This window comes from Staphylococcus sp. EG-SA-17 (assembly GCF_017151845.1).
Lineage (GTDB): Bacteria > Bacillota > Bacilli > Staphylococcales > Staphylococcaceae > Staphylococcus > Staphylococcus aureus.
Window position 1 is genome coordinate 11,655 of the sequence record NZ_JACVZO010000030.1, and the last position, 22,510, is coordinate 34,164.

Here is a 22,510-nt window from a genome sequence, read left to right on the forward strand (position 1 = left end):
TCTTCTTTCGATACCTTTAATGCCACTGCTTTTGATTCTTCATTTGATACAGCTTCACTTTTATCTGTTTCTGCTTGTGCTTCTTTTTTAGCTTCTTGAATTTCTTGTGCCTCTTGTGATGTATCACTCAAATTATTTGCACTTGCTTCTTCTTTTATTGCTGCTTGTTGTGCTTTTAATGCCACTGCTTTTGATTCTTCATTTGATACAGCTGCACTTTTATCTGTTTCTGCTTGTGCTTCTTTTTTAGCTTCTTGAATCTCTTGTGCCTCTTGTGATGTATCACTTAAATTATTTACACTTGCTTCTTCTTTTATTGCTGCTTGTTGTGCTTTTAATGCCACTGCTTTTGATTCTTTATTTGATACTTCTGCACTTTTATCCGTTTCTGCTTGTGCTTCTTTTTTAGCTTCTTGAATCTCTTGTGCCTCTTGTGATGTATCACTTAAATTATTTGCACTTGCTTCTTCTTTTATTGCTGCTTGTTGTGCTTTTAATGCCGCTTGCTCATTTTTAGATTTGTTTAAAAATCCTTCAACACGTTCTTTTGTAAAGGCAACCGTTTCTTCAAGTTGCGTTTTTCTTTCTTCAAACTTTTGCGACAGTTCTTGTTCTTTGACTTTTAAATCATCTGCTTTTTGATAAACTTTATTTTTAAAATACAAGCCTAAAGCTGAACCAACAAGCGCGCCAGTTATAAAACTAACAACAAAATCTTTACGGTTCGGTAGTAGTTCATTATGATAAGTGTGTTTATTTTTTAATGTTCTTTTATTATTTTGTTGCTGCGTCATTTGTATATCCTCCTATAACAAATGCACTTAAATAAGTAACAACCTCATTTAAGTGCATTTGTTTAATTATTAATTATTTATCTACTCGAGAAGTATAGCTATGATTTGCATCAGTTGCTACATTATTAGCTTTGTAATTTGCACTTCCACGACGGTAGTGTCTATTTTGCCATTTGTCTGCAATTTCCATTGCAACATTTGACCATTGAACAACTTGTGAGATTTTATCTTCATTTTGAGAAATATTATGTGTAATTGAATTTGTTACACGATCTACAGAGCTGTTTAACGTTTGTACTGAGTCACCGATACCTTTAACAGCATCTACAACTGAGTTTAAACGATCTACTTTACCTTGGATATCCTCAGTTAAACGGTTTACTTTATGAAGTAAATCTGTTGTTTCACGAGTAATACCTTGAACTTGACCTTCTACACCGTCAAGTGTTTTTGCAACATAATCTAAGTTTTTCTTAACAGAATTTAATACAGCTACGATACCGATACATAAAATTAAGAATGCAATCGCAGCGATAATTCCAGCAATTGGTAAAATCCAATCCATTAAAAACGCCTCCTAATTAACATGTAATAATGTCATTAATAATAAATACCCATACTACTCTATTATAAACATATTAAAACGCATTTTTCATGCCTAATTTATCTAAATATGCATTTTGTAATTTTTGAATATCACCTGCACCCATAAATAAAATAACAGCATTATCAAATTGTTCTAATACATTAATAGAATCTTCATTAATTAACGATGCACCTTCAATTTTATCAATTAAATCTTGTATCGTTAATGCACCAGTATTTTCTCTAATTGATCCAAAAATTTCACATAAGAATACACGATCTGCTTTACTTAAACTTTCTGCAAATTCATTTAAAAATGCTTGTGTTCTAGAGAAAGTGTGTGGTTGAAATACTGCAACAACTTCTTTATGTGGATATTTTTTTCGTGCCGTTTCAATTGTAGCACTAATTTCTCTTGGATGGTGTGCATAATCATCTACAATAACTTGATTTGCAATTGTAGTTTCATTGAAACGACGTTTAACACCACCAAACGTTTCTAATGCTTCTTTAATATTTGTAACATCTAGCTTCTCTAAATAACTAATCGCAATTACAGCTAATGCATTCAAAACTGTATGGTCACCATATTGTGGAGACAGGAAGTGATCATAAAACTCACCATCCACATACACATCAAAAGCAGTACCTTTATCCGTAATTTGAATATTTTGAGCATAAATGTCATCCGAATCTTTAAATCCATAGTAATAAATTGGAACATCTGCTTCAATTTTACGTAAATGTTCATCATCACCCCAAGCAATAATACCTTTTTTAACATTATGTGCCATTTCTTGGAATGCATCAAAAACATCATTAATATCTTTAAAATAATCAGGATGATCGAAATCAATATTTGTCATAATTGCGTAATCAGGTTTATAACTTAAAAAGTGACGTCTATATTCACATGCCTCAAAAGCGAAATAATCACTTTCAGGCAATCCCATACCTGTGCCATCACCAATTAAAAATGAAGTCTTTTTATCACCATTCATAACATGTGATAATAAACCTGTTGTAGAAGTTTTACCATGTGCACCAGTTACAGCTACTGAAGTATATTGATCAATAATCTGTCCTAAAAAATCATTATAACTTACAACATCTATTTTCAATTGATGTGCACGTACTATTTCTTCATGGCTACTCGCGAATGCATTACCTTGTATAACTACCATATCTTCTTTTATGTTATTAGCATCAAATGGTAATATTTTTATCCCCTTATTTCTAAGAGCAACTTCTGTAAATACGTAGTTCTCAATATCCGATCCTTGAACTTCATGTCCTAAATCATGCATGATTTGTGCTAATGAACTCATGCCAGAACCTTTAATTCCGACAAAATGATAGTGTGTCATTATATAAAACTCCTTACTCATAATTATTCTTTATTTAAATCTGCTTCCGTAACATAAACATCCCTTGGTTTTGAACCATTAGCACTCGAAACATAACCGAGTTGCTCTAATTGATCGATAATTCTTGCTGCTCTATTATAGCCAATTTGGAAATGTCTTTGGATTAATGATGTTGAAATATGTCCTTCATTAACCATAAATGCACAAACATCATCAAATAATTCATCTTGTGATTGTGTTTGTGTTTTTTTCAACAATTCTTTTTCTTCAAATAGATAGTCCGGTTCTCTTTGTTGTTTGATAAAATCAACAACATCATCAATTTCGTCATCAGAAACAAATGTACCTTGAACTCTAATCGGTTTATTCATACCGCTACCAAGATATAACATATCGCCATATCCTAACAAGCGTTCTGCTCCACCACTGTCTAATATTGTTCTCGAATCTACACTTGATGATACCATAAATGCAATTCTTGTTGGTATGTTGGCTTTAATTAAACCTGTAATTACATTGACAGATGGTCTTTGCGTAGCTACTAACATATGAATACCACATGCTCTCGCTTTTTGAGCAATTCTAGCAATAGACTGCTCAACTTCTTGCGGAGCCATCATCATTAAATCAGCCAACTCATCAATTACAATGACAATTTTTGGCATTCTTTCATCATATGGTGCTTTTTTGTTAAATGCTGTTATATTGCGTACATGGTAATGTGCAAATAACTTATAACGTCGTTCCATTTCTTCTACGGCCCATTTTAAACTCTGTGTAGCTGCTTTGACATCTGTAATTACCGGTGCAACTAAATGTGGCAAACCATTATAAGGAGCTAATTCAACCATTTTTGGATCGATAAGTAATAATCTTAATTCCTCAGGGTGATTTTTATATAGTAAAGACATCAAAATACTATTGATACAAACTGATTTCCCTGATCCAGTTGCACCTGCAATTAGTGCGTGTGGCGTTTTAGCAATATCCATAAGTAATGGTTCATTATTAATTCTATACCCCATCGCAACTGTTAATTTAGATTCAGCATTTTTAAAACTTGGAGATTCAATAATAGAACGTAAGTTGACCGTCGTTGGATTTTGGTTCGGAACTTCAATACCAACACGACTAGTTCCTGGAATAGGCGCTTCTATACGAATATCTTTCGCTGCCAATGCCATTTTAATGTCATCTTGTAATGCCGTAATTCTTGAAACTTTAACACCTTTTTCAACTGATAATTCAAATCTTGTAACACTTGGACCTTCAGTTACATCTTGTACTTCTGCAGGTACATTAAAGTAAAATAATGCGTCATTCAGTTCTTTCTTTTTATCTGTAATCCAGTCCTCGTCCGGCTCAATAACTTGTGGTTCTTCTAGTAATGAAACACTTGGCAATTTAATATTTGGGCCTTTACGAATCATCGGCTTAGATGTTTGTACAGCTTGATTTGTTGCAACATCTTGTTGGTTCGTCCGAGGTCTATTTTCATTAGCTGTATCTTCATTTTGATTTGAAAATGAAGGCTGTAAATCTTTTTGTTGATCATCATTATCTTGTTGTCCACTAGTATTGTTTGGATGTGTTGTTTCTTCGCTTTCTTCAGTTATGTCGCTTACTTCTGAAACTGAAGACGAAGTTGATTGATCAACTTGCTCATTTTCCAATTGATTATCATCTTGGCTTTCTTCAAATATTTCCGTTTGAGTTGAATCAGCAGAAGGTTTCTGCTCTGAATATTGTTGTGCATTTTGATAATCATTTTCTGTTTCTGCATGACCAATAAGTTGATTGTTCTCAACATTGTTTGATGTCATATTATTTGTTTTATATGCATTTGTGTTTGACTCTTGTGAATCAGAGCTTGATGATGGTGCGGCTTGACTCGCAGGCTTGCTTTCACTCACAGCTTGTTTACTTTGTACAGGCTTTAATTCAGACACATTGACTTTTGAATGCTTTTTACGATCCATCATACGCTTTTTATCAGATGGCGTCATGACAACATTAAATGGTCTTTTACTTAAAGTTGAAACCTTTTCAGTCTGTTTCTTTGGATTTACGTTTTCAATAGTTTTCTCTTCGACATTTTGTTCACTTTCAGCTGCTTCGTTTTGCACATTTTCTGTAATTTCTGCGTTATGCTTTTCTATTTCATTCATGCTTGAATCTTCCACAACATGACCATCATTCACATCATTCGTTTTCAATGAGTTGACACTTAAGTTTGTTTGGTCATCTTTTTTATGACGCGGTGCTAATTCAATTTCATTATCAACCGTTTTATCGATATTATTAACTTGAGATTCAGTTACTGCGTGCTCTTGCGTTTTAGGAGCGTCTACATGCATTTCAGACGCGTTTCTATTGGTATTATCTTCGATATTTGAAGTAGTATCCTCATCTGCTTCTGTATCATTTAATTCATAAAATTCTGCATCATCGATTTGACTTCCTGAATATTCTTCTTTATTCGTTGCTCCATCTTCTTCTGAATCAGCAATTAATCTGGATTGATTTTTTAGTTCATCTTTATCATTTACTTCAACGTTATGTTGTAGTGCTGATTGATGTTGAGACGTTACATTCGAAACCGTAACTTCATCATCTGACAATTGTTTTGTTGTCGATACTTGATTCAAACTAACTTCCTCATAATTGTATGGACTTTCATCTACATGAGTGTCATTAGTGTCTTCATTTTGTATTGACGCTTGTTTATTTTCATCATTTGATACAGTTTCATTCTCTATGCCATTTGTATGAAGCTGACTAGCATCTGTACTATTATCTATTAAGTCACTATCATCATTTAATGAACTATCACCAACATAGCGTTCCGCTTGTTTAGCATACATTTCATCAATTGCACGTTGTATTGCATCTTGCTCTTCGTTTTTATGTTCTTCACGCTTTTGTTGCAACGCTTTTTTAAATCGACGCTTTTGAAGCACTTTACGTTCTCGTTCACGTCTAATTTCTTCAACAATTTGTGAAGCATAAATATTTTCAATTTTGATAGTATTATCAACTTTTGAATAATTAGGCATTGATTTTGTTGTTGATGATACATTTTCATCAGATGATTTAGATGCAGTTCCTTGTTTGACAACACTATCATTTTGTTTTTCTTGTTCTAATTGTTTATTTTGAGACGTTTGCGTCTTAGCTACATATTTATCATATTTTTGTTTATCTGACTCAACTTTTTCTGAAGGTTTACTTACAGGGATACGACCATTTTCTAACTTTTTAGGTTTCATTGTGCCAAAAATAGCTGATGGTACCTCTGAAGTCTTGAAACTTTCTTTGTGATAATCTGGAGTTGAATCTTTAGCACGATGATTTGTATTATTAGAATACATATTATGTGTTTTTGACTTGTGCGTTTCCTTCTCAATACCATTAATTGCAGAAACATATGTACCTGGCTTATTCGTATGGTAATGTGAATGATCTTTATATTTTATACTTTGCTGTGATATTTTAGAATTCCCACGTTGTTCACTATAATTTTGTTCTTCAGTTGTTTGATTTCTTCTACGGCGATGTCGTTTTTGTGAACGAGAATCGTGGCTTTGTTTGCGATAGTCTCGATGGTATTGTTCTTTTTCATCTGAAATAGTATCTGCAGATTGTTCAACATTTTCATTTTCATAAGCTACGCTCATAGGAAAACGGAATTTTCCCCTCGGACGACTATAAATATCATTATTTTGAGGCAGTAATGAGTCATGATCGTTATCTATATTTTGTGATTCTTGACGTCTTTTTTTCTTTCTATGAATCAAGTCATCATTTGAATCATTATCTTCGCCGAATAATTTATCAAACCAGCTCATATTTTCACTACCTTCCTTAATTATTCAAAAAATGCTTGTCCAATTTCATAGCTGTCATTTAATACCATAATACCTTTTTCTTCAGGTGCATTAGGTAAATTCAATTCTTTCATTGAACAAATCATACCGCTTGAGGCAACACCACGTAATTCAGCATCTTTAATTACCATACCGCTAGGCATCACTGCACCTACTTTAGCAACAACAACTTTCTGTCCAGCTTCAACGTTAGGCGCGCCACATACAATTTGTAATGTGTCATTTCCAACGTTTACATTTAGTACACTTAATTTATCTGCATCAGGATGTTTGTCTTTAGTTTCAACGTAGCCAACTACAAATTTCGGTGATAGATCAGCATTTAATTTATAATCAAAACCAGCTTCTGAAATACGCTTTTGGAATACATTTACAAGTTCATCAGTTAATTTAATATGACCTTTTTCTTCAATTGTTATATCTTTTGAAATTTCAAAAATATTATAACCTACAACATTACCTTCATTAGTAATTTCAACAACATTACCTTTTTTATTGTAGTTTAATTCACCTTCAACTGGTTCAATTTGTAAAAATGCGACATCTCCTACATATTTAGGATTGTAAAATAAATTCATTATGACAAAACTCCTTATCCAATTATTTCTATTTATCTTTATTAAATTTACGACGATTTGCTTCTAAACGCTGAATCACGTTTGGATCTCTTTTTTGTTTATTATTTTTACCTAAAATAAATATCGGTTCAAGATGACCCTGTTTATATCCAAAGGATAATGATGTAATTGGAACTAGACCTTTAGTGAAAAATTCCATTGTTAAATGTGCCATCACATCATATCCTGTTTTATTGCGTATATCTGCAATAATTAACACATCTTGGTGTGGCACTGCTACGAGCATTTCGCCTTGACATTGTGCCTCAATTTCATTTAAAAATGCAGTATTTAGTATCCTACTTGCATCATACCCGTCATTTGAGTTAATAAAATAAAAAATATTACCTTTTACTTCATCAGTCGTATATGAATTTGACAATTTTCTAACATTAAACAGAGACATTTCTCTTATTTGTTGTTCAGTTAACTTCAAATCCTCTAACATGCTTTCGTCAATTAGACGATATGATTTCCCTAAATCGACTGCATAATAAACTGCTGTTTCTGCAGTATGCTCATCATAGATAAAAGGAACACCTTGTTTAGTTTTTTTATCAAAGCTAGTCGCTCTAATGACAGGCATAATTTGACTAGATGATATACTCTCAAGGGTTTTATCTGCCATTTGTGCAATAGCTTCATCAACGTAATAAACAATTTCATCTACAATTTTTTCTTTTTTATCTTCATATTTTGCGACTATAGCGTTAAGTTTAATCGTGATACCTTTGTTATTATCTGTTCGATAAATACGCAAAGTTTCTTCTTCACGATTAAATTTAAAATCAACGTCTAAATGGCTTAAACGTTCCTTTAATTTATCTCTCATTTGAAAGGTATTCATATGTAACACTCCTAATTTCGCACCTTATAATAGTTTACAATAAATCAACACATAGTAACAGAGAAAAACGAGTATTACCCCGTTTTTCTCTAGTCTAAATTACACGTATTGAGCTAAAAATGCATCTATCTGTTCAATTGATTTTCGTTCTTTTCCAATATAACTTCCAAGCAGTTCACCATTTTTATATACTAGAAAACTTGGAATCCCCATAATACCATTTTCAATACAAATATCCATAAATTTGTCACGGTCTACTGATACGAAGTCAAACATAGGATATCTCGCTTCTAATTCCGGTAAATCTGGTTCTATCACTCTACAATCTGGACACCAGCCTGCAGTGAATTCAAACACTGTAGCACCTTGTTTTAAAGATTCAAATTGTTGTTCTGATTCAAGTTGTTTCATTTTTATGTCTCCTTAATTAATGATTATATATAACTATTTAGAGATAATAGTTGTTATTACCCGATTATTTATATTGTAATGTTTCTATTTGATTATTATCTAAATTACAAATGGCTTCTGAAAGTAAAGATCTAGCTGCAAAATAGTCTCTTATATCAAATACTGAGTCTGTACTATGAATATATCGTGCACATACACCAATAACTGCAGTCGGAATACCAATATTAGCTTTATGAATTTCTCCACCATCTGTTCCACCTGGTGACATATAGTATTGATGTTCAATGTCATGTGCTTCTACTAACTTTAATAAATAATCTCTAAATACAGGCTTTAAAATCATTGTACCGTCTTTTATGCGAATTAACGTCCCTTTACCAAGTTCACCAGATAATGGTTGGTTTCCTTTAACGTCATTGGCAGGTGAACAATCGACTACAAATGCAACGTCTGGGTCTATCATCTCTGCAGATGCTTTCGCACCTCGTAATCCAACCTCTTCTTGAACATTTGCGCCAACATACAAGTCTACATCTAATTCTATATCTTTTAATAATTCTAGTATTTCAATTGCCAAGACACAACCATAACGATTATCCCATGCTTTAGCACTATATCGATGTTCAGATAACTGTGTGAATGGCGTGTGAGGTACAATTGTATCTCCTATATCTATTCCGCGCTCACGCACCTCATCTTCATTTTGAGCACCTATATCTAATGTTAAATCTTTAATTTCCGGTGCACCTTCACTACCAGTACGAAAATGTTTAGGTATATTAGAAACAACACCGATAATTTTATCGCCATTTCTATTTTTAATTACTAAGCGTTGTCCTTGCCAAATATCATTTGCAACACCACCTAAATTTGTGAATTGAATCATTCCATTTTTAGTGATATTTGTAATCATAAATCCGATTTCATCCATATGTGCTGCAATCATTACACGTTTTGCATTTGGATTTTTAGATTTTTTCACACCAAAAAATCCACCCATACGATTTTCAATAAATTCATCTACGTACGGCGCCATTTGCTGAGTCATATAATTTTTTACTTCTTCTTCAAAACCTGGTGCCCCATGAAGCTCAGTTAAAGTTTGAATTCGTTGTAATGTTACTTTTTTATTTATGTTCATAAAAGTTCTCACTCCTTATAAGTTATTATATCATCTTCAATATGGTAAACTAATGATATGAATTTGAAATCAAGGGAGCTTAAATGATGACTAAACTGAAATATATAATTCCAACAATAATTGCAGTAGCCATTGTAATTATTTCTACCATTTCAATCATCCAATTTATTAATCGTAAACGCTATAATCCCGTTAAAGTACTTAATGAAGTAAAATCATATTTTATGAATGTCAAAGGCTCATATATCGTTTATGAACCATTCGTTCATCCTGAAACTGATAAATACCGTTTAGTTTATCAAGGTGGAATTACAACTATTAAAAATGGTCAAAATATTCATTATGATTTTTATGCAGATGCATATACTGGTGAAGTCATTAACATTGTAGAGCGTTAATACGAATTTTATCCATATTTGATTTGGATCGTAAAACTTAAAAATGAGCCACACCCTAATTAGTAAGATTGGATGTGGCTCATTTTTTTATTTTTGAAAATTTGTTTAGTAATACATCTTTATTTTAGTTATTATCAACTAATGTTTCACGTAAAATATATGCATCTATGTTTTCACCATCATCGCTGTATTTTACAGCAAAGTAGTTTTCATCATGATAAAACAAGAACCAATATTGTTGCTGAATAAAATATGGTATCATGCGTTCTTTTTCACGAATCGATTGCATAGGATAATCATCATATGCCGTTACCCATAGAGGATTTTTATGTGCAGTAGTTGGGAATATATCACCCATATGAACTGCTTTATCTCCTTGACTTTCAATCGTAATAATCGTGTGGCCAAAGCTATGACCTCCACTATGTTGCATCTTGATACCCGGAACCGGTTCAAAATGTTTTTCGAATAAAATCAACTTGTTACTATAATCGCCTTTATTCTTATCCCAGTAAGTTGATTTACTTCTTATATTAGGTGCAATAAACTCATGCCACTCATCTTGTTGCACAACATGAATCGCATTTTCAAAAATTGCATGTCCCGCTTGATCAGTCAAACCGGCAGCATGATCAAAATGCATATGTGTCATTAGCACATAATCAATATCCTTTGGCGTTAAATTATAATTTGCCAAATCAGCAATTATATGACTTTCTTCATCTACTCCAAAATTACGTAATTGCTTTTCAGATAATTTACCATTACCAATACCCGCATCTATAATCAAATTATATTGAGCCGTTTGAATCAAAATTGGATGTGTCGGTAAATTGATTTGATTTCGTTCATTTGCATTGTATTGCTTTGACCACAACGGCTTCGGAACAACACCAAACATTGCACCGCCATCCATTTTTGTATTGCCACCATTTAGATAATGAATAGATATATCCCCGATCTTCATAACATCACCTATTCTTTCTGTATTCGTTATTACAATTAGCATGTGTTTATTACATCATATCACTATTCATAAATGCGAACAAAAACGAAACGCCCCACACTAATACACTTCCAACTACTTATAAAGATTAATGCAATCATATTATATGTAAATACATCATAACCATCGGACTGTAATTTTAAATTAATAATTAAAATTTCCAAGTAAAATGCAAGCTTTATTCTTTTAAATCAAAGGTATTTAGTATAACATTGTTCATAGGCGCAATTGTCTCCTTTAGTTTAGGTTTGGTCACTTTAAATTACAGAGGCAATTGCGCTTTTTTATATTCAAAATCAAAAAATCGGACAGATGAAAAGTAAAATACTTTTTCTATCAGTCCGATTTATTATAGAACCATTTTACTATAGAACCATTATAGTACGAAAAAACACTTATGATTGTATGTGTACATACCCTCATAAGTGCTTTATTTTTGTGAATGGAATTTCGCTTCCATACGATAAATACGTGACCCTTTATTCGAAAATTTCTTTTCATATTCTGTTAGAATATTACTGCCATCGTCTTCTTGATGTAAATTTAGATTTATTTTTGTAAAATACATTCCAAATTGAGACATACTTTCTAAACTGTAGGCAAATAGTCCTCTGTTATCAGTTTTAAAATGTAAATCTCCTTCATCATTTAAGATTTGTTGATACAACGCTAAAAACGTATGATACGTTAAACGTCGTTTTGCATGACGATTTTTTGGCCATGGATCTGAAAAGTTCAAATAAATACGCGAAACTTCGCCGTCTTTAAAATATTCATTTAATTCAATGGCATCATTACAAATAATCTTTAAATTTGTTAAACTCATCTCTTTAACTTTATCCAATACTTTATAAACGATACTTTTCTCACGTTCCATTGAAATATAGTTAATATGAGGATTTTGAGCAGCTAATGTTGTAATAAACTGCCCCATACCCGAACCAATTTCAATGTGTATCGGTTGCGTTTTATCAAACCATTCAGTCATTTTCCCTGCATGTTGACCGTCCATGTCAACCAATTCAGGATGATCTTTTAAATAATCTTCAGCCCATGGTTTGTATCGAACTCTCATATTTTATTCTCCTCTTAAATAAACATGTTACTATTCATAACTTCATTTAGGAATTTAAGCCAAGTGTTCATATCCTTATATCTTTTTTGCTCTTCATACCATTGCACAAGACCTATAGATTGAATTACCGTATACCATTTCATACGTTTATTTAAATTCAAGCTCTCTTGAACACCATATGTTTCAAGCCATTCAGACCATTGTTGTTGTGGAACATAGTTGTAAAGCAGCATTCCGATATCAATTGCCGGGTCTGCGATCATTGCACCTTCCCAATCGACTAAAAATAGTTCATCTCGATCAGATAATAACCAATTATTATGATTCACATCGCCATGTACAACAGTGAAAAAACGTGAATCTAAACTCGGTATATGCTCTTCTAAATAGGTTAATGATTTTCTCACAATATGATGTGTTAAAACTTCTCTTGATAAAGAGGCATTAATTTTATTAAGCATAATCTCAGGAGTAATAGGTTCCATTTCCATACGCTTTAACATACTTAATAAAGGTCTAGAATTGTGTATCTTCTTTAATAAATGTGCAACTCTTGTTTGCTTCATTTCGTTTGAAGATAGTTCACGGCCATTTTTCCAATGTTGTGCTGTAACAACCTCGCCTGTTTCTATGCGCTTCGTCCATACTAATTTGGGCACAATACCTTCTGCTGATAATGCCGCAATAAATGGATTTGAATTTCGTTTTAAAAACAACTTTTGTCCATCTTGTTCAGCCATATATGCTTCACCAGATGCACCACCTGCTGAATCAAGTGTCCACCCTAATTGATAAAACTGCTCCAACTCGTCCACCTCACTTTCAATTAGAAAATGGCTCTAGAAATAGGTTTTTCAAGAGCCATATATTCTAATTTATAACACCATACTGGTACAAATTTTATGACCAGATAATTATTTTAAATCCTCAACCAATGCCTACATTACACGACTAAATTTAAATCGTATTGTCTTTCATTGACACCATACATTCTATAGTCACTTACTTGACATAAAATGTTACCGTGTCTAAAACTACATGTTTTTGTAACTTTTGTAGGCGATAAACTCTAGTTTTCAAAATAATTGCTATCCCATTTTCATGGTTAGCATAAATTTATGAACTGTAACATTTACGTACTTAGTAAAATATGATGCACATCATATTTGTAACTCATAGAAAATTTTATAATTTTTATCATTATATTTCAACTGAAAATGAGAAACAAAATGGCACTTTTTACTAATATGTGTTTTCTAAACAACACTTTTAAGCTTCGTTTTAAATTATAACATAATTCACTTACGAAAGTTGATAAATTTAAGTAATTTAATCTAAAAATATGATGAAAGAATTTTAAATACTGTGTGACTCTATATACTTTTCAAATCCTTCTTGTAGTTGACGTGTAATTGGGCCAACTTTACCATCATTAACTGGTTCACCATCTAATTTAATAACAGGTGTAACCTCAGCTGAAGTACTTGAAACAATAACTTCATCTGCATTTCTCAAGAAATCTACAGTAAACGTTTCTTCTTTAAATGGGATGTTATAGTCTTCGGCAATTTTTTTAATTACAATTCGTGTAATACCATTAAGAATATAGTTGTTAATCGGATGTGTATAAATCACACCGTCTTTAATTGCATAAGCATTACTTGAAGATCCTTCAGTGACAGTTTCGCCTCGATGTTGGATTGCTTCAACTGCATTATATTTCACAGCATATTCTTTCGCTAAAACATTACCTAATAAATTTAAGCTTTTAATATCGCAACGTAACCAACGGATATCTTCAACGGTAACACCATTCACACCATTTTCTAAATGATCATAAGGACGATCATAACTCTTTGTATAAGCAACAATTGCTGGTTCTACTTCAGGTGTCGGGAAGCTATGATTTCTTTCAGCTACACCACGCGTTGCTTGAATATAAATTGCCCCAGTTTCAATTTGATTCATATCAACTAATTTACGAGATAGTTCAATTAATTCTTCTACAGAATAATTTAAATCTAAACCAATCTCATTGGCACTACGTAAAAATCTTTCATAATGTTCTGTTACTGTAAATAACTTACCATTATATACTCGAATGTATTCATAAATACCATCGCCAAATACGTATCCTCTGTCGTTGTATGAAACCTTTGCTTCACTTGGACTTACAAACTCACCATTTAAAAAAATTTTTTCCATATATTATTCCTCCACACATAATGAATAAATTGCTTCTAAATAAATACTAGTTGCATTAAATAACTGTTTTTTAGTGATATATTCATTTTTTTGATGCATTAAATCTTCAGAATCACTAAACATTGCGCCAAATGCTACACCCTTGTCTAAGTTTCTCGCATAAGTACCGCCACCTATAGTATAAGGTTCAGTCATATCATTTGTTTGATTTCTATATGCAGTAACTAACTTTTGTACAAAAGGATCATTTTTATCAACATAATGTGGTGGTTGGACTTTACCTAATTTCACTTCAAAGCCATATTGTTGAATCTCATTTGCAAAACGATCCATAGCTTTTTCAAATTCAAATCCTTCGGGATATCTTAAATTGATACCGAAAAGACCTGCATTTTCATTATCATATGTAATAACACCAATGTTAGTTGTCACATCACCCATGACATCTGTATGGAATTTCATTCCCATCTTTTCACCAAAATCTGAATTAAATAAGTAGCGATTACTAAATGCTACAAACGCTTGTGCATTATTATCAAGATTTAATGATGCTAAGAATTTTAGTAAGTAAAGACCCGCATTCACACCGATAGATGGATCCATACCATGAACCGCTTTACCTTCAACTGTTAAAACTAGAATGCCACTATCAACAGTACTATCACCTTGTAAATGATTTTGTTCTAAAAAGTACTCAAAGTCTTGAATAACATCTGTCATATTTTCTTTAACAAGCACTCTTGCTTCTGCATGATCAGGTACCATGTTGTAACGTTCACCAGATTTGAAAGTTATTAATTCATAATCAGGTTCATCTTGATCTTCAGTAAGTTTATTTTGAACTAAATCAAATGTTGTAATGCCTTTTTCACCATGAATACACGGAAATTCTGCATCTGGTGCAAAACCTAATGTTGGCATTTCTTCTGTTTTAAAATAGCGATCCGTACATTTCCAATCAGATTCTTCATCCGTACCAATAATCATATGAATACGTTTCTTCCAATCCACATTCATATCTTCTAATATCTTAATTGCATAATAAGCAGCAATTGTTGGACCTTTGTCATCAAGTGTACCTCTAGCTATGATAGCATCTTCTGTTACAACCGGCTCAAACGGATTACTATCCCATCCATCACCAGCAGGAACAACGTCAACATGACATAAGATACCTAATACGTCATTTCCTTTACCTGCCTCAATTCTTCCTGCAATATGATCCACATCATGTGTTGTAAATCCATCTCTATGTGCAATTTCATACATGTAGTCTAATGCCTTACGAGGACCTGGACCAACTGGTGCGTCTTCTGATGCTTTCGCATCATCTCTCACACTTTCAATTGCTAATAATCCTTTTAAGTCATTAATGATTTGATCTTCGTATTGTTGAACTTTTTCTTTCCACATTCGAAATCGACTTCCTTTTTTCTATAAGTTAAATTCTATTTTACATGAAATGATATAAAAACTACAATAAGATGTCAGAAAATAATAAAAAGGAACAAAACGATGCTATCGATATGACACAAATCATTAATAGCTGCTTTGTTCCTTTTTTAATTTATATATTTAATATGCCAGTTCAATACCAACTTATTAATTGTATGCCTTATTCTTTATCAGATAATGCATTTTTATTCTTTTTTAAGTCTTCTTCAGTGACGATACGTAAATTATTATTTGGTGCTACGCCACCTTCATCATCAAATTTACCTTTTTCAATACTTTCGTCAGTCTTATTGTCATATTCGGTAAATTTTGATTTTTCTTCTTCGAAAAATGCTTTTGGATTATTTTTTAATCTATTAGCATATTCTTTCGGATTTGTTTTTACTTCTTTAATTGTTTCATTAGCAATTGTTCCTAATTGCGTCGCTTTATCCTTAGCATTATCTTTATAGCTTTGAGGATCTTGTTTATATTTATTATATTCTGCTTTCAGCTTGTCACGACTATCTTTACGTGTAACAAGTACAGCTGCTACAGCGCCACCTATACCTAAAATCGCTTTAAATAAATTACCTTTTGCCATATCAATCGTCTCCCTTTTATTTATAATTTAATTTGTCAAAATCATTTTCAGTTAATAAACGATATTCTCCTGAATCTAGATTGCTGTCCAATTCTAAATCAGCAATTTTGATACGTCTTAAATGTAATACCTCATTTTGAATGCTATGAAACATTCGTTTAACTTGATGATATTTTCCTTCATAAATTGTTACGTGTGACGTTTGATTATCAATATAAGTTAAAATTGCAGGCTTAACCTTGCCATCAGACAGTGTTATACCCTCTTTAAAAGCTTGAATGTCGTCTTCAGTGATAGGATTTGCTGAAATAACTTCATATTTTTTAGAAACATGTTTGTTTGGACTCATTAATTCATGATTAAAATCACCATCATTCGTTATCAATAATAGCCCTTCTGTATCTTTATCAAGACGACCAACCGGAAAAATATTTAGATGTTGGTATTCAGGTATTAAATCAATAACGGTTTTTGAATGATGATCTTCAGTTGCCGATATATAACCTTTTGGCTTATTTAACATAATATAGACGTTTTCAACGTATTCTATTAATTCTCCACGAACTGATATCTTATCGTTTTCTGGTTCTATATGTGTTTTTGCTGATTTAATTACTTGTTCGTTGACATTTACAAAGCCTTTTTTAAGTAACTGTTTGACCTCATTACGTGTACCGACGCCCATATTTGCTAAAAATTTATCTATTCTCATCGTAAAAACCTAACTCTACGTCTTAATTTTTCAGGAATTTCACCTAAGAATTCGTCCGCAAGACGCGTTTTAATAGTGATTGTACCGTAAATTAGAATACCTACTGTAACACCTAAAATAATAATGATTAAGTAACCAAGTTTAGTAGGTTCTAAGAATAGATTTGCAAGGAAGAATACTAATTCTACACCTAGCATCATAATAAATGAATACAAGAATATTTTTGCAAAATGAATCCAACTATAGCTGAATTTAAACTTCGCATATTTTTTAAGAATATAGAAATTACATCCAATTGCAAATAATAATGCGATACTAGTACTTAAAATTGCACCAGGTGTATGGAATAACATAATTAATGGATAGTTTAACGCTAACTTGATAACTACAGAAGCTAAAATAACATAAACTGTTAATTTCTGTTTATCTATACCTTGTAACATTGACGCCGTTACACTTAATAGTGAAATTAGTATTGCTACAGGCGCATAATAGAATAATAATCGACTGCCATCATGGTTAGGGTCATGACCTAAAACAATTGGATCGTAACCATAGAAAACTGTGAATAATGGTTGCGCCAAGGCCATAATTCCAATACTAGCTGGAACAGTTATAAACATTAATACTCCAATTGACGTTCTAATTTGATGATGCATTTCATGTAAGCGACCTTCTGCAAATGTTTTTGTAATATAAGGAATTAAACTCACCGCAAAACCAGCACTTAATGATGTTGGAATCATAACAATTTTATTAGTTGACATATTTAGCATATTAAAGAATATATCTTGTAACTGTGAAGGTATACCAACTAAAGATAAAGCACCGTTATGTGTAAATTGATCTACTAAGTTAAATAATGGATAATTCAAACTAACAATAACGAATGGAATACTATAAGCAATGATTTCTTTATACATCTTGCCATATGACACATCTATATCTGTGTAATCAGATTCGACCATACGATCAATATTATGCTTACGCTTTCTCCAGTAATACCAGAGTGTGAATATACCAATAATCGCACCAACTGCTGCTGCAAAAGTAGCAATACCATTGGCTAATAAAATAGAGCCATCAAAGACATTTAGTACTAAATAACTTCCGATTAATATGAAAATCACGCGTGCAATTTGCTCAGTTACTTCTGACACTGCTGTTGGCCCCATAGATTTATAACCTTGGAATATACCTCTCCATGTCGCTAATACAGGAATAAAGATAACAACCATACTAATGATTCTTATAATCCAAGTAATATCATCGACTGACCAACCGTTTTTATCATGTACGTTTCTAGCTAATGTTAATTCAGAAATATAAGGTGCTAGGAAATACAGTACCAAGAAACCTAAAACACCGGTAATACTCATTACAATAAAACTCGATTTATAAAATTTCTGACTGACTTTATATGCCCCAATAGCATTATATTTCGCAACATATTTCGAAGCTGCTAAAGGTACACCTGCTGTCGCAACTGCAATTGCAATATTATATGGTGCATAAGCGTATGTGAACGGCGCCATATTTTCTTGTCCACCAATTAAATAGTTGAATGGAATGATAAAAAGTACGCCCAATACCTTGGTAATTAATATACTAATGGTAATTAAAAAGGTTCCACGCACCATTTCTTTACTTTCACTCATTACGAATCTCCCTATCTCATGTTTATTAAAGTTTTGTAAACTAAAAGCTATTTCTCTGTAAAATCATTTTTCATTATTATGAATATATCACAAAACTTTATTTCATTGTCGTATATTCAATGAATTATCATAACAAAATTATCAACGCATTGTCATTGAATACTCGATTTTGATTAGAATATTACAAAATTTCATATGAACATTATACTACTATTTGAGATGAACATCGCATAACAGTAGAAAAATCATTCTTATCATACACATACATCTTCATTTTTATGAAGTTCACATTATAAATATATTCAACATAATTGTCATCTCATAACACAAGAGATATAGCAAAGTTTAAAAAAGTACTATAAAATAGCAATTGAATGTCCAGTAACAAATTTGGAGGAAGCGTATATGTATCAAACAATTATTATCGGAGGCGGACCTAGCGGCTTAATGGCGGCAGTAGCTGCAAGCGAACAAAGTAGCAATGTGTTACTCATTGAAAAAAAGAAAGGTCTAGGTCGTAAACTCAAAATATCTGGTGGCGGTAGATGTAACGTAACTAATCGATTACCATATGCTGAAATTATTAAGAACATTCCTGGAAATGGAAAATTTTTATATAGTCCCTTTTCAATTTTTGATAATGAATCCATCATAGATTTTTTTGAGTCTAGGGGTGTTAAATTAAAAGAAGAAGATCACGGGCGTATGTTTCCAGTCTCCAACAAAGCACAAGACGTAGTTGATACATTAGTGACAACTATCGAACGCCAACATGTAACGATTAAAGAAGAAGAAGCTGTTAGTAGAATCGAAGTAAAAGAAGATCAAACTTTCACTGTACATACTCAAAATAATAGTTATGAAAGCCATTCGCTAGTGATTGCTACAGGTGGAACAAGTGTCCCTCAAACAGGTTCAACTGGTGATGGTTATAAGTTCGCACAAGATTTAGGTCATACCATTACGGAGTTATTCCCGACCGAAGTTCCAATTACATCAGCTGAACCTTTCATCAAATCCAATCGTCTAAAAGGTTTAAGTTTAAAAGATGTTGAATTGTCAGTACTTAAGAAAAATGCTAAAAAACGCATTAGTCATCAAATGGATATGTTATTCACTCATTTTGGTATCAGTGGTCCAGCTGCATTAAGATGTAGTCAGTTTGTTTATAAAGAACAAAAAAATCAAAAGACACAGCATATTTCTATGGCAATCGATGCATTTCCTGAATTAAACCATGAACAATTAAAACAACACATCACATCATTATTATCGGACACACCAGATAAAATCATTAAAAACAGCTTGCATGGACTAATTGAAGAGCGCTACTTACTGTTCATGCTGGAACAAGCTGGAATCGATGAAAATACCACATCACATCACTTATCAAATCAACAATTGAACGACTTAGTAAATATGTTTAAAGGGTTTGTATTTAAGGTAAACGGGACATTACCTATAGATAAGGCATTTGTCACAGGTGGTGGTGTGTCACTTAAAGAAATTCAACCTAAAACAATGATGTCTAAATTAGTTCCGGGATTATTTTTATGTGGTGAAGTATTAGATATACATGGTTATACTGGTGGTTATAATATTACAAGTGCACTCGTAACAGGACATGTCGCTGGATTATATGCCGGTCATTACGCACATGCATCAATGGAATAATAGTATAAAATTTGGTTCGATTCTCTTTAATAGATCAACTTTTTCATTTAATTAAAAATGACCCTAATATAACTGAGTCACTAAAAAGTGTCGTTATATTAAGGTCATTTCGTTAATTATGATTCTTTTTCATTTTTAGTACGTCTTCTAGCTAATAATGCTGCGCCTGTAATTAGCGCTAATTCTTTTAATGGTAAATCCATTTCTTCAGAACCAGTATTTGGAAGTTCTTTTTCAACTTTGTGCACTTCTTGTTTATCTTCTTTTTTAATAGGCGTACAAACTTTTGGAGCAGGTTGCCCCACTTTTGGTGATACATTCGTCACTTCAGCTGGCAATTTAATTGCTAAAATTTCATCAACAATGAATTGCGTATGTTGTTTGATGTCATTTAATGTCGCATCTTCATCAATCATTCTATTGCCATCTGCAACATATTGATCAATTAATGCTTTTACTTTAGCTAATTGTTCTGGTGTTGCGATTGATTTGAATTTCGCATATGTTTGTTGAGCAATGTTATCAATGCGCAGTAAGCTATTTTCTTTTTCAGTAATTACTGCTTCTATATCGCCTAATGCAACTTTAAATCGTTTTAAAACTGCATCAACATCAGCATTAGTGCGTGCTATTTTTAATTCTTCATCCATTTGTAATTTTAATGCAGTTATAGCTTTTAATGCATCAGCCTTATTACGATCACTTACTTTTCGATAATTTTGCACTAAATGTGTAACACGTGCAAGATCATCATTAATCGTTTTTTCAGCATCTGGCTTTTTAATAGGATGTACATCTAAATCATGTATTGTTTATAGATTTAATGATGCTGTTTTATCAACTTGTGCATTGCTACGATCTTGATCAATTTGTCCAATAGCAGTGTCATAAATGTTTTGTAACTGCGCTAAAATACTATTTCTTTCTTCTACCGTTGCTTGAACATTCGCTTCAATTGCTTGTTTTTTATCATTGAGCAATGTTGTTAATTGTTCTCGCGCAGTTGATTTTCTATTAATAACAGGTTCAATTTCACGAATTTCATTTTTACCATCATGCAATAGATATGCTACATCAGCATTCGTCACTGCACTTGCAATTTGTTGTTTCGCTTTTATTAATGCTTGTTCTACTTGTGCTATTGCAGCATTTTGTTCTTCATCTGTCGCTTCATTATTTGCTTTAATTAAATTTATTTTATTTGTAGCGATATTTTGAATTTGTTGTAGTGCTGTTGTTTTAACTGTTGTCGCTGGTTTAATTTGTGAAATTATCTTTTGAGCATCGATACTATTTTGATTAACTTGTGCAGTCTTATCAGCATGATTAATCTGATCAATAGCCTGATTAAGTGCTTGATCTACTAAATGTTTAGCAGCTAATCTTTCTTCTTCGGTAGATAAATCACTTTGATCAATAAGTGCATTTTGAGCTTCAGCTTTTGCGCTAACAGAATGACGCGCTGCTGGTTTAACTTGAACTTTAGGTAAAATCACTTTGATGTTATTGTTACCATCCGCCTCAGTTTGATCCACTTCTGCATTCGTTTTGTTTTGCGCAATGTCATTTTTGATAGTATTTACAATTTTATTTAACTCAGCAATAGCAATATTTCGTTCATCTTGCGTAGTATCTAGCGTATTTCGGATTGCATCGAGTTGGTTATTATTACTTTCATCAATGTTATCCAACGCTGCACGTTTGCGTCTAACTTTCGGTTTAATTTGTTCGATTGCCTTAATCGTTTGATTTCTAACATCATTTACAGCTACATCTTGTGTTGTATTGTCTATATCTTGTTGACCTTGTTTAAGTGTGTCGTTTATTTGTTGGTTTGCTTCATCTAATTCATCAGTCGTAGCATGTGGTGTATCTTTTATAGATTCTACTTGATTATCTGCGCTCGCTTTTATGGCTTGTTGAGCTTCAGGTTTAACCACAATGTGCGGTTCTACGCCTTTTAACGTAGCAATACCATTTGATTCAACACGTTTCACATCATTATTCGCTATTGCTTGATCGATGTTTTGTAATGCACGTTTTTCATTATTCGCTAATTGATTTAAAGCAACTTGTTTTTCTTCATCAGTCGCAT

Annotated in this window: 17 protein-coding genes and 2 pseudogenes; 2 read left to right on the forward strand and 17 right to left on the reverse strand. The window is 32.4% G+C overall.

The annotated features are described in order from the left end of the window. The 8 genes and pseudogenes from IDG65_RS11740 to IDG65_RS11775 form a co-directional block, all read right to left on the reverse strand. A pseudogene (locus tag IDG65_RS11740) lies at positions 1–794 on the reverse strand (hypothetical protein); the annotation flags it as partial. A gap of 73 nt (positions 795–867) precedes the next feature. Next, positions 868–1,359, reverse strand: a complete 492-nt coding sequence (locus tag IDG65_RS11745; RefSeq protein WP_000383814.1) for a DUF948 domain-containing protein — start codon at positions 1,357–1,359, stop codon at positions 868–870. A 73-nt stretch (positions 1,360–1,432) separates the two neighbouring features. Next, positions 1,433–2,746, reverse strand: a complete 1,314-nt coding sequence (gene murC, locus IDG65_RS11750) for a UDP-N-acetylmuramate--L-alanine ligase (protein WP_000150161.1) — start codon at positions 2,744–2,746, stop codon at positions 1,433–1,435. A 23-nt stretch (positions 2,747–2,769) separates the two neighbouring features. Beyond that, entirely contained in the window at positions 2,770–6,594 is a 3,825-nt protein-coding gene (locus IDG65_RS11755) for a DNA translocase FtsK (protein WP_000118306.1), read from the reverse strand. A gap of 20 nt (positions 6,595–6,614) precedes the next feature. Continuing rightward, the gene (gene ytpR / locus IDG65_RS11760; RefSeq protein WP_001048368.1) at positions 6,615–7,211 is read right to left on the reverse strand and encodes a YtpR family tRNA-binding protein; all 597 of its coding nucleotides are present in this window, start codon (positions 7,209–7,211) and stop codon (positions 6,615–6,617) included. Positions 7,212–7,239: 28 nt separating this feature from the next. Then, entirely contained in the window at positions 7,240–8,097 is an 858-nt protein-coding gene (locus IDG65_RS11765) for a DUF1444 domain-containing protein (RefSeq protein WP_001091387.1), read from the reverse strand. Between the two features lie 99 nt (positions 8,098–8,196). Then, a complete protein-coding gene (locus IDG65_RS11770; protein ID WP_000811163.1) occupies positions 8,197–8,508 on the reverse strand; it encodes a thioredoxin family protein in 312 nt (103 codons plus the stop codon). 64 nt (positions 8,509–8,572) lie between these two features. After that, positions 8,573–9,649 (reverse strand): M42 family metallopeptidase, encoded by a 1,077-nt coding sequence (locus IDG65_RS11775; RefSeq protein WP_001024576.1) that lies wholly within the window; start codon positions 9,647–9,649, stop codon positions 8,573–8,575. Between the two features lie 86 nt (positions 9,650–9,735). Between IDG65_RS11775 and IDG65_RS11780 the strand changes: the two genes are divergently transcribed. Further along, complete coding sequence (locus IDG65_RS11780) at positions 9,736–10,047, forward strand: PepSY domain-containing protein (RefSeq protein WP_000163826.1); 312 nt, start codon at positions 9,736–9,738, stop codon at positions 10,045–10,047. A gap of 124 nt (positions 10,048–10,171) precedes the next feature. Here IDG65_RS11780 and IDG65_RS11785 read toward each other — a convergent pair whose 3' ends face one another. The 8 genes from IDG65_RS11785 to IDG65_RS11820 all read right to left on the reverse strand — a co-directional run bounded on the left by IDG65_RS11785 (position 10,172) and on the right by IDG65_RS11820 (position 18,741). Further along, entirely contained in the window at positions 10,172–11,014 is an 843-nt protein-coding gene (locus tag IDG65_RS11785) for a YtnP family quorum-quenching lactonase (protein ID WP_000689582.1), read from the reverse strand. A 469-nt stretch (positions 11,015–11,483) separates the two neighbouring features. Continuing rightward, a complete protein-coding gene (gene trmB, locus IDG65_RS11790; RefSeq protein WP_001266160.1) occupies positions 11,484–12,128 on the reverse strand; it encodes a tRNA (guanosine(46)-N7)-methyltransferase TrmB in 645 nt (214 codons plus the stop codon). 14 nt (positions 12,129–12,142) lie between these two features. Continuing rightward, positions 12,143–12,934 carry a phosphotransferase family protein gene (locus tag IDG65_RS11795; RefSeq protein ID WP_000434765.1) on the reverse strand — a complete coding sequence of 264 codons (792 nt, stop codon included), beginning with the start codon at positions 12,932–12,934 and terminating at the stop codon, positions 12,143–12,145. A 550-nt stretch (positions 12,935–13,484) separates the two neighbouring features. Next, positions 13,485–14,333 carry a D-amino-acid transaminase gene (gene dat, locus IDG65_RS11800; protein WP_000411087.1) on the reverse strand — a complete coding sequence of 283 codons (849 nt, stop codon included), beginning with the start codon at positions 14,331–14,333 and terminating at the stop codon, positions 13,485–13,487. A gap of 3 nt (positions 14,334–14,336) precedes the next feature. Continuing rightward, on the reverse strand, positions 14,337–15,746 hold the full coding sequence (gene sapep / locus IDG65_RS11805) for an Mn(2+)-dependent dipeptidase Sapep (protein WP_000265417.1): 1,410 nt from the start codon (positions 15,744–15,746) through the stop codon (positions 14,337–14,339). Positions 15,747–15,948: 202 nt separating this feature from the next. Then, a complete protein-coding gene (locus IDG65_RS11810; RefSeq protein WP_001051857.1) occupies positions 15,949–16,371 on the reverse strand; it encodes a YtxH domain-containing protein in 423 nt (140 codons plus the stop codon). 16 nt (positions 16,372–16,387) lie between these two features. Further along, positions 16,388–17,083, reverse strand: a complete 696-nt coding sequence (locus IDG65_RS11815; protein WP_001217112.1) for a pseudouridine synthase — start codon at positions 17,081–17,083, stop codon at positions 16,388–16,390. Further along, positions 17,080–18,741 carry a putative polysaccharide biosynthesis protein gene (locus tag IDG65_RS11820; RefSeq protein WP_000004344.1) on the reverse strand — a complete coding sequence of 554 codons (1,662 nt, stop codon included), beginning with the start codon at positions 18,739–18,741 and terminating at the stop codon, positions 17,080–17,082. The genes IDG65_RS11815 and IDG65_RS11820 overlap by 4 nt, the downstream gene beginning before the upstream one ends. 405 nt (positions 18,742–19,146) lie before the next feature. Between IDG65_RS11820 and IDG65_RS11825 the strand changes: the two genes are divergently transcribed. Then, positions 19,147–20,415 carry a BaiN/RdsA family NAD(P)/FAD-dependent oxidoreductase gene (locus IDG65_RS11825; RefSeq protein ID WP_000285003.1) on the forward strand — a complete coding sequence of 423 codons (1,269 nt, stop codon included), beginning with the start codon at positions 19,147–19,149 and terminating at the stop codon, positions 20,413–20,415. Positions 20,416–20,531: 116 nt separating this feature from the next. Here the strand turns inward: IDG65_RS11825 and IDG65_RS11830 are convergent. Then, positions 20,532–22,510: pseudogene (locus IDG65_RS11830) on the reverse strand (DUF1542 domain-containing protein); the annotation flags it as partial.